The organism is Arthrobacter sp. PvP103 (assembly GCF_017833075.1).
In the GTDB taxonomy this organism is placed as follows: domain Bacteria; phylum Actinomycetota; class Actinomycetes; order Actinomycetales; family Micrococcaceae; genus Arthrobacter.
The window spans coordinates 716,539-730,322 of record NZ_JAFIBQ010000001.1 but is presented as its reverse complement, the minus strand read 5'-3'; the positions used below and the strand labels follow the sequence as shown (position 1 = coordinate 730,322).

Sequence of the window (13,784 nt, the reverse complement as noted above, 5' to 3'; positions counted from 1 at the left end):
GCCTCCGGGAAGCTGCCCAGAAATTCAACGAAAAATGTCGGGGTATCCAGCGGAATGACACAGCAGACAGCTGCCACCAACTCTCGGAACCGCTGGCAGCATTTGATCTCAGCCGCCGCCATAGCCTTGTCCGGACTGATGTACTGGGTACTCCAGGTCCGTCCGCTGACCACCAGTACCGGATTCAGCTGGCACAACTTCCGCCAGTACTTCCCTTACGATCAGTACTCTTACCTGGCCATCGCGGTGAACGTCAAAAACGGCAACATGGCCGCGGTCGAACCGTTCACCGAAACCGGCACCAACCACTATCCCCGGCTTTACTACGTTTTCCTGGGGCTGCTGGCGCGTCTGTTCAACACCGACATCATTGGCACGTGGCAGCTTGCGGGCCTCGCGTTTCAGTTCATCATGGTGGCGGCCATAAGCTGGCTGCTGATCCGCTTGACCGGCCTGCCGGTCCTGGGCGTCCTCGGCTTTGTGCCCAGCATCATCGGCACGTTCGCCGTGGCTTCCACCGGCAACTGGCACCACTCTCTGGACAACCACGGTGTTCTGTGGGGCGCTTTCGGGGTGCTATTCACGCTCAATGGAGAATCCGCCGCGCTTTCCATTGCTGTCACCGCCATCTGCATCCTCATAGGCGTGACGTTTCCCCTCCTGGACGGCAGGGCGCAGGCTGGCGCCAAGACCCGGACCGCCGTCGTGATTGTTGCCGCTGGCGCCGTCGGTGCGCTGGCGAATGTGCAGACATACTCGTTCCTAACGGCCGTGTACCTTCTTGTCTACGCAACGGGCGCCTACGGCCTGTTGATGTACGGCCGGAAGTGGCACGGTTCCGTGAGCCTTGTGTTGCTGGTGGCAGTGCTCCTGGGCGGTACAACGATCGCTGCTAAGGCAGGTCCTCTGGTCACCCTGATGGCGGGCCTTCTCGCCGCTGCGCCCGGCTTTATCCTGGTCCTGCTGAAAAACAAGATTCCCGTCATCGCCGCCTGTGTAGCGCTGGCGCTGGCTGCTTCGCCGACGATCCTCGGAACCCTGCTGGGGCTGGCCGACAAGGATGACTTCCTGACATACCGGGAGCTGTCATCCAACGCCCTGGGCGTGCCGCTCTGGACCGGTATTTTGGGCGCGCTGGTTCCTTTGCTCATGCTCGCATTGATCTTCTGGGCGGGACTGGTGCAGGGAAACAAAGCGTGGCTGGCGTTCGCCCTCGGCGCCGCTTTCGCTTGGCCCGTGGTCGCCAGCAATGACCTGTGGGGTGCGAACCAGGAACCGTACCGCTTCTGGATCGACAGCTTCACCATGGTCACAGCGGCCGCTGTTCCGGTGTTCTGCCAAGTCGCAGTCCGGAGCTGGCATCTGTGGCGCGCGGGCCGGAAACAGCAGCCCCGGGCGGCTGAATCGCCCGACCCTTCGGATTCTGCTGCGCGGCCAGCTGCCGGCTTCGGCCGCGCACCGGCGATTGTGGTGGCGACAGCCTGCGTGGCGGTGGTGGCGGCTTTTGCCGTTAGCCTCTCGGACTACTCAAAATTTTCGGACTATGTCCATGACTACGGCACAGCGAGTTTCAACGACCCGCAGGCACTTGCGATAAAGTCAGCTGCAACGCCGCTCACCGAACCCGGCTCAGACCTGCGCGTCACGGTGGACGCCAAAGGGCAGGCGTCCGAGCTGGTGATGTTCGATCCGTGCATCAGCCCGTTCCGGGTGAAAGCACTGACTGGCCTGCCCACCGCGTTTTACAACCTCGGCCTCGCCTGGCCCAAGAACGAAAAAGACATTCGCGAGATCCTTGTGCAGCGCGCAAACGGCTCGTTTGCCCAGCCTGCCGCGGAAAAAGTGGACATCCGCTACGTACTAACGGACACGGGCTGCCCCACCGGCTGGCAGGGGAAGGTCAATGGAGCGAAAATATCGGAGGCCGCCTACAACAACGGCGGGCAGCCGGCCACGATTACCCTGTGGAAGGTAGCGGGCTGAGTACGTTCGCCTGGCCGGATTCTGATGCCGGCAGTCGAAGTCGGTGATGCGGGTTCGAACATTAAGACAAGGAACTAATGCTAGACAGTGAAGACGCGCCGGCGCGCCCGCTACTTTGGGTCCTCATCACCGCAGTCAGCGTGCTAATCCTCAGCTTAATTCCGCTGATCTGGACGCCGCGGTTCTACTTTTGGGATGACACCGAAAACGGCGCCTACGGAGTCTGGTACCACCTGGGTGAATCGCTGTTGTCCGGCACGGTGCCGATCCTCAATCCCCAAGTATGGTCGAGCGGGAACTATGCAGCCGAAGGGCAGTGGGGAACCTGGAACCCGCTCGTCATGCTCATCGGGGTGATTGTCTACCTCGCCCCCGATGCCGTTGTAGTAACCACCAGCCTCAAAATTGCTTTCCTGGTCATCGGCGGCGTGGGCTGCTATCTGTTGAGCAGATCGTTCAAGGTTCCGCCCGCCTTGGCCTTGGTGGCAGGGGTCGCCTCCCCTTTGAACGGCTTCACCATGTTCTTCGATGCCCCTTCGTGGGTCACGGGGCAAATCGCGTGGTCAATCGTGCCCTATTTCTGGATGCTGCTGAAGATGGCCAGTGAGGGCCGGCGGAGTCCGCTCTGGGCGTTCCTGGCGGGATATCTCGTGGTCACCATTGGGTATGTCGCCGGAACCGTGGCGGTGGGCTTCGTTTTGCTGGCCGTTGGCGTGGACGCCCTGCTGAAGCGCCGATGGGGGACAGCGTGGCGCACTGCGGCGGTTGGGTTCGGCCTGGTCCTGGTCGCCGTCGTGGTTTACCTGCCCGGCGTCCTGACCGCGGCAGTGACAACGCGAAGCTCTACCGCCATCGCCAACGACGACTTCATGGGAGTTGACCTCAGTGGTCTCCTGAGCTCAACCATCGCCACTGCCTACCCAATGATGCCGTCGTGGTGGTGGGGCGGCTTCTCCGCTCCTGCGCCGGCACTGTACATAGCCTGGTTCCTGCCGCTCGTCGCGTTCCTGAGCTGGCGCCGGATTCGGGCGTACGCACCGAAGATCAGGGACATCCTGTTCTTCGCAGCCCTTTCCCTGATGTTTGTGCTGCTGCCTTCGACCGTGGGCCCCCTCCGCTATCCTGCCCGCTTTATGCCGTACCTGGCGCTGGTTTGCATCCTTCTTTGTGTTGTCTTGCTCTCCCACGCTCTGGCCAAGCATCCCTCGAAGCTGTCCCTGCTGGGTGCCACGGGCGCCATTGCGTTCGGTGTCTACGGTGGCTGGGCCCAATACCCCGACCGCTACCTCGCGGTCTTTTTGGCCGGCGTCCTCGCCATAGCCGCCATCTGCGTGCTGTGGTGGCGGATGCGTGGCAATAAACTCCCCCTGGACAAAATGTCCATGGCTTCCTCCGTCGCCGTAGTATGTCTTGGCGTGACGTTGGGGACCACCCTGCTGCAATATCGGACAACCGCCGTGAGTCCGCTGTCTGATTCCGTCGTGCCGGCGGATACTGCCGTTCCCAAGCGTGTCCTCGCAGATGTCCAGGGGGAGGTCCTGGTGGTCGGGGACCCGCTCGACTACCCGCAGGACGAGTCGACCTGGTCCAGGACCCTGATGGCCAACACCTGGTACCTCAGCCCCGCTTCGGTCCTGAACAGATACCAGCTGATCGGGCACACGGAGTACAACAAGGCTCTGTGCCTGCGATACCTGGGCGGGACATGCGTTGAACTGCTGGACCGCCTGTTCGAGCGGCGGGGGGAAACCGGCATGCTGCTCGCCGATGAACTTGGTATCGACAACATTCAAATCCTGAAGAAGTCCTTTGCCGGAAATCAGCGGCCCACAGCTTCCAACAATTATGTCGGAAGGCAGGACCCCGTGCCCGTCCGATCCGTGCCCGCAGGGTGGCGCGAAGTGAGCGACGACGGCGAAATAGCGCTCTGGAGCCGCGATATTCCAACGGACTCGTCCGGCGGGCTCGTTTGGACGTCGCCAGGAACCAAGCTCACCGAGACCGGACGCACGGCCACTGAGGTCACGCTTCGCGTCGATCAGGTTGCCTCCGGCGGCGGCCGCGCAGCCCTGGGCCGGTTGCCGTGGCCCGGGTATCACGCCAGCGGCGCGGACATCACTTCCCCTGTCGACGGATTCCTGTTGGCCCTGGATGTTCCGGAGCACGCGGCCGGCTCTACGGTTTCAGTTGCCTTTACGCCGCCGGGCTGGGCCGCAGGGGTAGCCCTGTGGTGCGTTGGTGTGGGCGGCATGGTCCTGTGGACGGCTTGTGACCTTGTTGCATCCCGCAGGCGCCGCGGTTCCACAGAAAAGGCCGGCTTGGCCAGTTAACGCCAAAGCCGGGCGCTGTCCTTTCGGACGGCGCCCGGCTTTGCCTTTTACTACGGTGCTAAACGGTTGCCTGGCTTGTGCTGAGGTATTCGGTGAGGGCTGTTTTGGAGTTCCGTGGGCGGAATCCTGTGGCCTTGATTTTTCCGAGGTCCAGGACGCTGTTTAGCGGCCGCGGCGCGGCTGCCTTGTCCTTGAAGTACTCGGCGGTGCTGACGCCGGTAACGACGGACCGTTCGGCGCCGCTGAGTTCGTAGACGTCGGCGGCGATTTCGGCCCAGGACTGCGGGGAGCCGTCGTTGCTCAGGTTGTAGGTTCCGAACGGGGCCTTGGTCTGGAGCAGGTGGTGGATGCCGTCGGCGATGTCCGTGGCGAAGGTCAGGCGGCCGATTTGGTCGTCGACGACGGCGGGTTGGACGCCGCGGCCGGCCAGGGCCGCCATGGTGCGGACGAAGTTGTTACCTTCTCCGATGACCCAGCTGGTCCGGACGATGTAGTGCCGGGGGACTGTACTGACGATGGCGTCGCCGGCGGCTTTGCTTTGGCCGTAGACGCCCAGGGGAGTGAACGGTTCGTCCTCGGTGTGTTCGGTGCGGGTCCCGTCGAAGACGTAGTCGCTGGAGACGTGCACCAGCGTCAGGGAGTGTTCCGCTGCGATGCGGGCCAGCCGGCCGACGGCGGTGGCGTTGATGGCCCACGCGGCCTCGCGTCCGGTTCCTGTTTCGGCGGTGTCCACCGCGGTGTAAGCGGCGGCGTTGATGATGGTGCTGTAGTTGCCCCAGTGCCGTGCCGTGTAGGCTTCCGGGTCCAGGAGGTCGAAGTCCTGCCGGCCGGCGAACTCGACGGAGGCGTCGCCGTCGTACGCTTTGCGCAGGGCGCGGCCCAGTTGCCCGTCCGCGCCCAGAACGAGGGTTCTGCGGGGGCCCATGGGTTTGACGTCGGCCAGGCGCGGGTGGCCCAGGTCCTTGTCAGAGACTTCCGCTTCGCTGAGGGGGATGGGCCAGGGGATGTTCGCGGTCTCATCGGCCAGGTTCAGGAAGGTGTATTCGGCCTCCGGTGACCAGTGGTCGTTGACCAGGTAAACGTAGGAGGTGTTGTCTTCCAGGGTCTGGTAGGAGTTCGCGACGCCGCGGGGGATGAAGATGGCCTTGCTGGCATCGAGCTCCGCGGTGAAGACCGCCCCGAAGGTCGGCCCTTCGCGGAGGTCCACCCAGGCGCCAAAGATCCGGCCGGTGGCCACGGAGACGAATTTGTCCCAGGGCTCGGCGTGGATGCCCCGGGTGGTTCCGGTTTTGTCGTTGAAGGAGATGTTGTTCTGGACGGGGCCAAAGTCGGGCAGCCCGGCAGCGATCATTTTTTCCCGCTGCCAGTTTTCCTTGAACCAGCCGCGGTTGTCGCCGTAGACCGGAAGGTCGTAGACCACGACGCCGGGGATCGGCGTTTCCGCGCCTGCGAGCTTCTTTTGAAACTCCATGCTTATTGGCCCTGCTCCTTGTACTTGGCTTCGGTGGCGGCCTTCTGCGGGCGCCACCAGTCCTCATTGTTGCGGTACCAGGCGATGGTGTCCTCGATGCCGGCGTCGAAGTTGGAGAATTCCGGCTTCCAGCCGAGTTCGGTGCGGAGCTTGGTGGAGTCGATGGCGTAGCGCAGGTCGTGGCCGGGCCGGTCTACGACGTGGTCGTACGCGTCTGCGGGCTGGCCCATGTGCTCAAGGATGAGTTCGACGACTTCCTTGTTGTTTTTTTCGCCGTCGGCACCGATTAGGTACGTCTCCCCGATGATGCCCTTTTCGATGATAGCCAGGACAGCGGAGGAGTGGTCGTTGGCGTGGATCCAGTCGCGGACGTTTTCGCCCTTGCCGTAGAGCTTGGGACGGATGCCGTCGATGACGTTGGTGATCTGGCGGGGGATGAACTTTTCCACGTGCTGGTAGGGGCCGTAGTTGTTCGAGCAGTTGCTGATGGTGGCCTGCAGCCCGAAGGAACGCACCCAGGCGCGGACCAGGAGATCCGAGCCCGCCTTGGTGGAGGAGTACGGGCTCGAGGGGTTGTAGGGGGTGTTCTCGGTGAACCGCTCGGGGTCATCGAGTTCCAGGTCGCCGTAGACCTCATCGGTGGAGATGTGGTGGAAGCGCTTGTTGTGCTTACGGGCGGCTTCGATCAGCGTGTAGGTGCCGATGATGTTTGTATCCAGGAACGGGCGCGGGTCATGCAGCGAGTTGTCGTTGTGCGACTCGGCCGCGTAGTGGACCACGACGTCATGGTCTGCCACGAGCTGGTCGACCACGGACGGATCGGCGATATCGCCCTCCACGAATGCGAAACGGTCCTCGGGCAGGTGCCTCAGTGACTCACGGTTCCCGGCATAGGTGAGCTTGTCCAATACGGTGACATAGTTGTCCGTGTTGGCCATTACATAATGGACAAAATTCGAGCCGATGAATCCGGCGCCGCCGGTTACGAGAAGTCGCTGCATAGTTTCATAGGTTACCGGATTTGGTTGGACTTCGAATCAGAGGGAAAGATAGGTTGCATGCGCGGAATTATCCTTGCCGGCGGTACCGGCTCCAGACTCCATCCCATTACCTTGGGCATCAGCAAGCAACTGGTGCCGGTCTATGACAAGCCGATGATCTACTATCCGCTGTCCACGCTTATCCTCGCCGGCATCCGCGACATCCTCATCATCACCACCCCGCACGATGCCGACCAGTTCCAGCGCTTGCTTGGTGACGGGTCGCAGTTCGGCGTGAATATTACGTACGCGCAGCAGCCCTCGCCGGATGGACTGGCGCAGGCATTCATCCTGGGCGCCGAGCACATCGGCGACGGGCCGGTTGCCCTGGTGCTGGGTGACAACATCTTCTACGGCAGGGGCATGGGCACGCAGCTGCGCCGCTTCTCGGACATCGACGGCGGTGCGGTGTTTGGTTACTGGGTTGCCGATCCGTCCGCCTACGGCGTGGTGGAATTCGATGCTGAAGGCAAGGCCATTTCGCTCGAGGAGAAGCCGGCTAAGCCCAAGAGCCACTACGCAGTTCCTGGACTGTACTTCTACGACAACGATGTTGTGCAGATCGCCAAGGACCTGAAGCCCTCCCCCCGCGGAGAGCTGGAAATCACCGACGTGAACCGGGTGTACCTGGAACGGGGCAAGCTTCAGGTGGAGATCCTGCCGCGCGGAACCGCATGGCTGGACACCGGAACCTTCGATTCGCTGAACGAAGCGTCCGAATTCATCCACACTGTGCAGAAGCGTCAGGGCCTGTCCATCGGCTGCCCGGAGGAAATCTCGTGGCGGCTGGGCTTCCTCAGCGACGCCGAGCTGCAGGAGCGGGCGGAACCGCTCGTGAAGAGCGGTTACGGGAAGTACCTGCTTGAATTGCTGGATCAAAGCGCAGGCTGATCAAGCCACAAAAGGCGGGTGGTCGGGAATTTCCCGGACACCCGCCTTTTGAATTTAATGGCTATTCCGGTTGGTGTTATGCCGGGTTTCCCGTGGGCACCGGATCCAGGGCGCTGCGGCTGTATTCGGCAATCACGGGCGAACTGCTGCCGTTGTTCAGCTCCACCAGGCGGGTCCAGGTGCTCACCGGACGCTTGGTCCCGTCGACCATCAGGTAGACCGTGGGCGAGTCGAGGGTCTTGACGAAGACTGTGGTGTCCAGGTTTCCCCTCGCCGCGGGAAGAGCGGTGCAGGTGGACGGTTCAGGCGTCCGTGCGGGGAGCTGGGCGGTTGCCGTCGTGGCCGGGAGCTTCCAGATGCCGCCGCCGTACCCGAGATAGGTGTTCAAAGCGCACCGCACAACGGGCTGAACTGTTGCTGTGGAGGAGTAAGGCGCCAGCGCTGACTGCGGCACGCGGGAGTAGCCCCCGATGCCCAGGCTGCTGGTGATCCTGAAATCCTCCAGCTGCAGCATCTTGTCGGGGCCGTCGATCAGATAGACCACCGGACTCGTGTCCCCGACCGTGAGTTTGGCCAGGGGCAGTATCGCCGGGCCTTTCGGCAGCGAACGAACGGTGGTTGGGGTCAAGGAATAGATGGCGGGAATCTTGCCGAGGCCCAGCTGCGTGAGCGTGGAGATGTCAGGGACTTCCCGCGCAACCGACTTGTCCCGCCGGTAGACAACCGGGGACGATGACGACTTCAGGTAGGTCGGATTGGAAATCGTGGGCCCGGTACCAATTGCACCCAGCAGGGCATCTGAAAACTTGACCGTCGTATCGGGCCACTGAGATGCGTCGGTCATCAGGAATTTGTAGCTCGAACCGATCACGTACCGTGCGGTGCCAGCTTCATTCGAGGCAAAACCGGTGAAGGCAGGGCCTTGGGTGAGCTTGGCGATGGACTGTGGATCCAAGGCCGCCGCATTGATTCCATTTGCCCAGACATTCTCGGAGTAAATAGAGGTGGGCACGGGCAGGAGCTTTCCGGCGGTATTCATGTAGGGCTGTCGGCTGATTCGGTCCACAACGATGACGTCCGGACGCACGATCGGCGCGGCGCTGGCATAGGGCAGGGAGGCTGTTACTGCCTCGCTCAGGTTCACGACCGCCGAGGAGAGGCCGGCACGGCTGAGTGAGGCAACGTCAAAGAACTCCCGCTTCGTCATTGCGGACACGTAGAACAGCTTTCCGGACGGGGAGGCGGTAGCGTTGGCCAGCATTCCGCTATCCGAATACGCTGCAAGCTGGCTGTCCGCCAGCGGGATCCAGCCGGTGCAGCTGCCGCCGCCGAAGTCGTACATGACCGTGCAGCTCGGCACGTGGTACTTTCGGCCGCCGTCAATGAGGTAGATGGAGCCGTCGGAGTCCCGCGCGAAGCGGCCGACGGGGTTCCCCGTCGTCAGCGAGTCCACGTATTGCTGGCTGACTTGGTCCAGGGAACTAACGTTCATGTACAGCTGATACGTAGCCCAGTCCGGTACAGGGTATTTGGTCTTGCCGCTAACCAAGAAGATCGTGCTGCTGGTGGGGCCTTTGACAAAGGTCGAGCCAAAGCCGTCGGAATAGGTCGCGAAGCGCTGCAGCATTTGGTACGTGCCGTTCCACACGTTGGAGTCACCTGCGAAGGGACCCGTGCTGCTGTACTGCCACATGCTGTAGCTGCTCCAGCTGGACGGTATGGCGCCGGCGTCATTAGTTGCAGAGCTCGGGTAGGCGGCCACCCACAGGGGATAATTCCCGAATCCGGCGGCGTCGCCGGTGCACTGTTTCCACCACATGGTGTTGGTATAAATGACTGGCAGGCGTCCGGTGAGCGCCTGCATGGTGTTGCCGAAGTCGCGCACCCAGGCTGTCAACTGGGACGGAGACATTCCGTAGCAGGTATTTCCGAAGTAGAACCCGTCGATGGTCCGGCCTTCATAGGGGTTGAACTCGAAATCCAGCACGGGTGGCAGCGTGTAACCGTCCGCCGTCCAGCCGCCTCCGTTCTGGACGAAGTAGCGTGCCTGATCAGCTCCCGAGGACCAGTTGGGGATAGCGAAATGGTAAGCGCCACGGATCATTCCGACGCTGCGTGAACCTTGGTACTGCGAGCCGAACAACTCATTCGTGTAGTAGTTGCCTTCGCTGGCTTTGACATACGCAAAGCGCGCGCCCATGTTCCACTGTTGCTGCCAGTTAACCGATGTTTGGTGGCCGCTGACGTCCAGGCCCTGCACTCCGAAAGTCGGCATCCACGTTCCCTGCGTTTCCAGGGACTGTGTTGTGAACAGTTGGGCGCCGTCCTGTTTTGAGGCTCCGGCGACGCGCGCGGAGCGCTGGCCCATTTCGGCGCCGCCCTGGCCGGCGGCTTTTGCCATCGCCGCTCGACCAGCATCGGAGGTGGGGTCCAAGGGAACGACAGGCGCCGATCTCGTTGTTGTGGGCACCGGCTCGGCCGGCTGGGTGGTGGTCTGGACGGGCGACGGCGATGTGGCCGGCGATGGCGACGTCGCGGGCGCGCTCGGTGTTGCGGCTTCGGGTGCTGCGGTTGCGGTGCCCGTGGATGTGGTGCCCGTGGGGGCCGGCGATGGCAGAGGCTCCGTTGCACCCGACGTGCCGGCCAGCGGTCCGGCCATCAGCGCCAGCGCCAGTACCAGCGGTCCAGCGTTTCTCAGTAAGCGACGCTTGGGTTGAACTGAATTCCGCTTCATTTTTCGCTCCGGAATAATGACATGCTCCCAGGAGCAGGCCACTAGGTCGCATCTACAGCTGAATCCCGCAGGACGAACTGAACTGTGAGATATGTCTGACTTAACGCGCCTACCATAACACCAGTGTGCATGGAGCGACTAGTGATTCTGGTGTTACCAGTGTGAATCAAATTTGGCGGGCATTCCCCGCTTATCCACAGCTTTGTTCCTGTGACTTGGCCGACATGTGTATGCTCCTTTAGCTTTAACGCAGTTGTACTGCCTCAGCCGGGGGCGGCAGTCGTTTGGGGGAACGCATGGATGCTGTTCGAATCGTGGAGGACGAGGTTCGCGAGCTGATCCGGCGCCGCGGCCTGGACCCTCTGCAGCAGGCCGGCGAGGTCAGGCGCCTGGTCGAGGCAGCCGTCAGCGACTATGACGAACGCGCATTGATGGGGCCGCTTCCGCCGATCGGCCCGCTGGAGTCCGCCCGTCGGCATGTCTACGACGCCGTGGCCGGTTTCGGTGCGTTGCAGCCGCTGTTGGATGACCCTACCATCGAAGAAATTTGGCTCAACGCACCCAACGAAATCTACGTGGCACGCAACGGCGAATCCGAACTCACCTCGCTTAGTCTCTCGGACCAGCAGGTGCGGGACCTGGTGGAACGCATGCTGAAAAGCTCGGGGCGCCGGCTTGATATGTCTTCGCCGTTTGTGGATGCGGCCCTCCCGGACGGATCCCGGCTGCACGTCGTCATTCCTGATGTGACGCGGCGACACTGGGCGGTCAACATCCGCAAGTTCGTGGTCAAGGCGAGCCGGCTCGAACATCTCGTGGAGCTGGGCACCCTGACGACGCAGGCGGCCCGGTTCCTTGGCGCTGCAGTGGCCAGCGGACTCAATATCCTGGTCTCCGGGGCGACGCAGGCCGGGAAGACCACCATGCTGAACTGCCTGGCTGCCAGCATCGGTGCCCGGGAGCGCGTCATTACGGTCGAGGAGATCTTCGAACTGCAGTTTCCGTTGCGCGATGTCGTCGGATTGCAGTGCAGGCAACCCAACCTGGAGGGGGAAGGCGAGATTCCGCTGCGAAGGCTCGTCAAGGAAGCCCTCAGGATGCGGCCGGACCGCCTGGTGGTGGGAGAGGTCCGTGAGGCGGAAAGCCTGGACATGCTGATCGCGCTTAATTCGGGCCTTCCCGGCATGTGCACGGTCCACGCCAACTCGGCACATGACGCCGTCACCAAGCTGTGCACCCTTCCGCTCCTGGCCGGCGACAACATCTCAAGTGCTTTCGTGGTGCCGACGGTCGCTTCGTGCATTGACCTGGTGGTCCACTGCAGCCGACAGGGCGATGGCCGGCGCCAGGTGACTGAAATTCTGTCGCTCGGACGGCGCGTGGAAAACGGCATCATCGAATCGTCCATGGTCTTTGCGATGACCGACGGCCAGCTGCAACCCAAAGCAAACTCCATGCCTGCCGTCGAGAAGTTTGCCGGTGCAGGATTTGACGTTGCAGCCCTGCTGGAGGTCCGCTAATGGCACCGATGCTGGGGGTGGTTTTGGGCGCGGGTTTGTTCCTCATCTGGTGGTCGGCCTGGGAACAGCCCCAGGCCGCTAAGCGGCGTCCGCGGTCCAGCCGGTTGCAGGACCTGCTGCGCGCTGCCGGGATTGAGAACGTGTCCGGGCTCGGCTTGGTATCTACTTGCGTAGGCGTGGCGGCGTTCGTCAGCATCGTTTTCTTCGCGGTGACCAGGTCCTGGCCCATCTCCGCCTGCTTCGGCCTGTTTGGAGGATGGCTCCCAATGGCCGTCGTCAGATGGCGGGCCCGCAAACGCACGGCCACCCTGCGTCAGTTGTGGCCTGACGTCGTTGACCATCTTCGGTCCGCGATCAGGGCAGGGCTGTCCCTGCCGGAGGCGCTGATCCAACTGGGTGAGAAGGGGCCCGAGGAGCTGCGGCACGTATTTCGGGATTTTGGGGCCGACTACCGCGCCGGCGGCCAGTTCGATCCAGCCCTCAACAGGCTCAAGGAACGGCTTGCAGACCCCGTCGCCGACCGGATTGTGGAAGCCCTCAGGCTCACGAGGGAGGTGGGCGGCTCCGACCTGGGCCGCCTGTTGGGAACCCTGGGCGAGTTCCTGCGGGAAAGCGCGCGGACCAGAAGCGAGCTGGAGGCCCGGCAGTCCTGGACGGTGAATGCAGCACGGCTTGCAGTAGCTGCACCCTGGATCGTCATGGTGCTGTTGGCCACCCGGCCCGAAGCGGTCGCCGCCTACAACACCGCGACCGGGGCGGCAGTGCTTCTCGGCGGACTGGTGGTTTCCACCATCTGCTACTCCGTTATGTTGCGGATCGGTGCGCTGCCTGAGGACGAACGGGTCCTGAGATGACGTCGCCCGCCGCTGTTGCCGTGATCTGCGGACTCCTGCTCGGAGCCGGCCTCTGGCTCCTGATTGCGAGGTTGCCGTTCATGAGGCCAATGAGCTTTGCCGAACGTATCGAACCGCAACTGAAGTCGCAAAACCTGGAATCCAAGCTGCTGTTGGCCTCCACAGACAACCTCACCCCCTTCGGGCCTCTGGAGCTCATACTGCGCCCAATGCTGAAGGAGGGGCTCTCGGTCCTGGCGCGATTCAACCTGGGCTCGTCGGCGCTGAGCCGCAGGCTGGCCCAGGCCGGCGTCCGAAAGTCTGTCGTCGACTTCAGGGCCGAGCAACTGCTCTGGGCAGTGCTGGGGTTCGTGCTCGCCACCGGTCTGATCCTGGTAGGAGCCGCATCAGGACAGTTCAATCCTTTCCTCGCCGTTGTCGCCGTTCTGGGCAGTGCCCTCGGAGGGTTCCTTTTCCGGGATTACTGCCTGGGCTCCCAGATCAAGAGGCGGGAAAAGCTCATGATGGCAGAGTTCCCGAGCCTCGCGGAGTTGATGGCACTCGCCGTCAGCGCAGGGGAAAGTGCCACGGGAGCGCTGGACCGCGTCTGCCGCAGCTCACACGGCGAACTCGCCAGGGAATTTGAGCTGGTGCTTGGCGAAACCCGGGCCGGAAAGCCGCTCGTCGAAGCGCTGCAGCGATTCTCCGCACGGACCGACCTGGGACCCTTGGTGCGGTTCGTCGATGGGATCATCGTGGCAGTTGAACGGGGGACACCTCTGGCAGACGTCCTTCGCGCCCAGGCGCAGGATGTCCGTGACACCGCCAAACGCGACCTGATGGAATCGGCCGGAAAGAAAGAAATCGCCATGATGGTGCCGCTGGTGTTTGGTGTCCTGCCGTTGACCGTCATTTTTGCAGTGTTTCCCGGACTCGCCGCCATCAGCCTGGGACTATGACCGAGTCCAGACCACCCGGACTG

9 protein-coding genes are annotated in these 13,784 nt (G+C 62.7%); 6 read left to right on the top strand and 3 right to left on the bottom strand.

Annotation, left to right across the window (positions count from 1 at the left end):
• Positions 1-54: 54 nt before the first annotated feature.
• Positions 55-1,983, top strand: a complete 1,929-nt coding sequence (locus JOE41_RS03405; RefSeq protein WP_209750871.1) for a hypothetical protein — start codon at positions 55-57, stop codon at positions 1,981-1,983.
• A 77-nt stretch (positions 1,984-2,060) separates the two neighbouring features.
• Complete coding sequence (locus JOE41_RS03400; protein ID WP_209750869.1) at positions 2,061-4,313, top strand: hypothetical protein; 2,253 nt, start codon at positions 2,061-2,063, stop codon at positions 4,311-4,313.
• Between the two features lie 58 nt (positions 4,314-4,371).
• On the opposite strand, the gene JOE41_RS03395 is transcribed toward JOE41_RS03400, so the two are convergent.
• Complete coding sequence (locus tag JOE41_RS03395) at positions 4,372-5,790, bottom strand: bifunctional dTDP-4-dehydrorhamnose 3,5-epimerase family protein/NAD(P)-dependent oxidoreductase (RefSeq protein WP_209753523.1); 1,419 nt, start codon at positions 5,788-5,790, stop codon at positions 4,372-4,374.
• Entirely contained in the window at positions 5,787-6,785 is a 999-nt protein-coding gene (gene rfbB / locus JOE41_RS03390) for a dTDP-glucose 4,6-dehydratase (RefSeq protein WP_209750867.1), read from the bottom strand. Before rfbB ends, JOE41_RS03395 begins: the two co-directional genes overlap by 4 nt.
• A gap of 57 nt (positions 6,786-6,842) precedes the next feature.
• Between rfbB and rfbA the strand changes: the two genes are divergently transcribed.
• Positions 6,843-7,715 (top strand): glucose-1-phosphate thymidylyltransferase RfbA, encoded by an 873-nt coding sequence (gene rfbA / locus JOE41_RS03385; protein ID WP_209750865.1) that lies wholly within the window; start codon positions 6,843-6,845, stop codon positions 7,713-7,715.
• A 76-nt stretch (positions 7,716-7,791) separates the two neighbouring features.
• Here the strand turns inward: rfbA and JOE41_RS20940 are convergent, their stop codons facing one another.
• Positions 7,792-10,116 (bottom strand): lysozyme, encoded by a 2,325-nt coding sequence (locus JOE41_RS20940; RefSeq protein ID WP_374100007.1) that lies wholly within the window; start codon positions 10,114-10,116, stop codon positions 7,792-7,794.
• A 629-nt stretch (positions 10,117-10,745) separates the two neighbouring features.
• Here JOE41_RS20940 and JOE41_RS03375 point away from each other — a divergent pair.
• The 3 genes from JOE41_RS03375 to JOE41_RS03365 are packed head-to-tail and all read left to right on the top strand — an operon-like array spanning position 10,746 to position 13,761.
• On the top strand, positions 10,746-11,969 hold the full coding sequence (locus JOE41_RS03375; protein ID WP_209750863.1) for a CpaF family protein: 1,224 nt from the start codon (positions 10,746-10,748) through the stop codon (positions 11,967-11,969).
• Entirely contained in the window at positions 11,969-12,823 is an 855-nt protein-coding gene (locus JOE41_RS03370; RefSeq protein ID WP_209750861.1) for a type II secretion system F family protein, read from the top strand. The genes JOE41_RS03375 and JOE41_RS03370 overlap by 1 nt, the downstream gene beginning before the upstream one ends.
• Positions 12,820-13,761 carry a type II secretion system F family protein gene (locus JOE41_RS03365; RefSeq protein ID WP_209750859.1) on the top strand — a complete coding sequence of 314 codons (942 nt, stop codon included), beginning with the start codon at positions 12,820-12,822 and terminating at the stop codon, positions 13,759-13,761. Before JOE41_RS03370 ends, JOE41_RS03365 begins: the two co-directional genes overlap by 4 nt.
• Positions 13,762-13,784 lie beyond the last annotated feature (23 nt).

What these genes read in the sequence shown, in the direction of transcription:
- JOE41_RS20940 (WP_374100007.1), bottom strand. Translation starts at nt 10,116, where the DNA reads ATGGCAAAAGCCGCCGGCCAGGGCGGCGCCGAAATGGGCCAGCGCTCC.
- JOE41_RS03370 (WP_209750861.1), top strand. Translation starts at nt 11,969, where the DNA reads ATGGCACCGATGCTGGGGGTGGTTTTGGGCGCGGGTTTGTTCCTCATC.
- JOE41_RS03405 (WP_209750871.1), top strand. Translation starts at nt 55, where the DNA reads ATGACACAGCAGACAGCTGCCACCAACTCTCGGAACCGCTGGCAGCAT.
- JOE41_RS03375 (WP_209750863.1), top strand. Translation starts at nt 10,746, where the DNA reads ATGGATGCTGTTCGAATCGTGGAGGACGAGGTTCGCGAGCTGATCCGG.
- rfbB (WP_209750867.1), bottom strand. Translation starts at nt 6,785, where the DNA reads ATGCAGCGACTTCTCGTAACCGGCGGCGCCGGATTCATCGGCTCGAAT.
- rfbA (WP_209750865.1), top strand. Translation starts at nt 6,843, where the DNA reads ATGCGCGGAATTATCCTTGCCGGCGGTACCGGCTCCAGACTCCATCCC.
- JOE41_RS03400 (WP_209750869.1), top strand. Translation starts at nt 2,061, where the DNA reads ATGCTAGACAGTGAAGACGCGCCGGCGCGCCCGCTACTTTGGGTCCTC.
- JOE41_RS03365 (WP_209750859.1), top strand. Translation starts at nt 12,820, where the DNA reads ATGACGTCGCCCGCCGCTGTTGCCGTGATCTGCGGACTCCTGCTCGGA.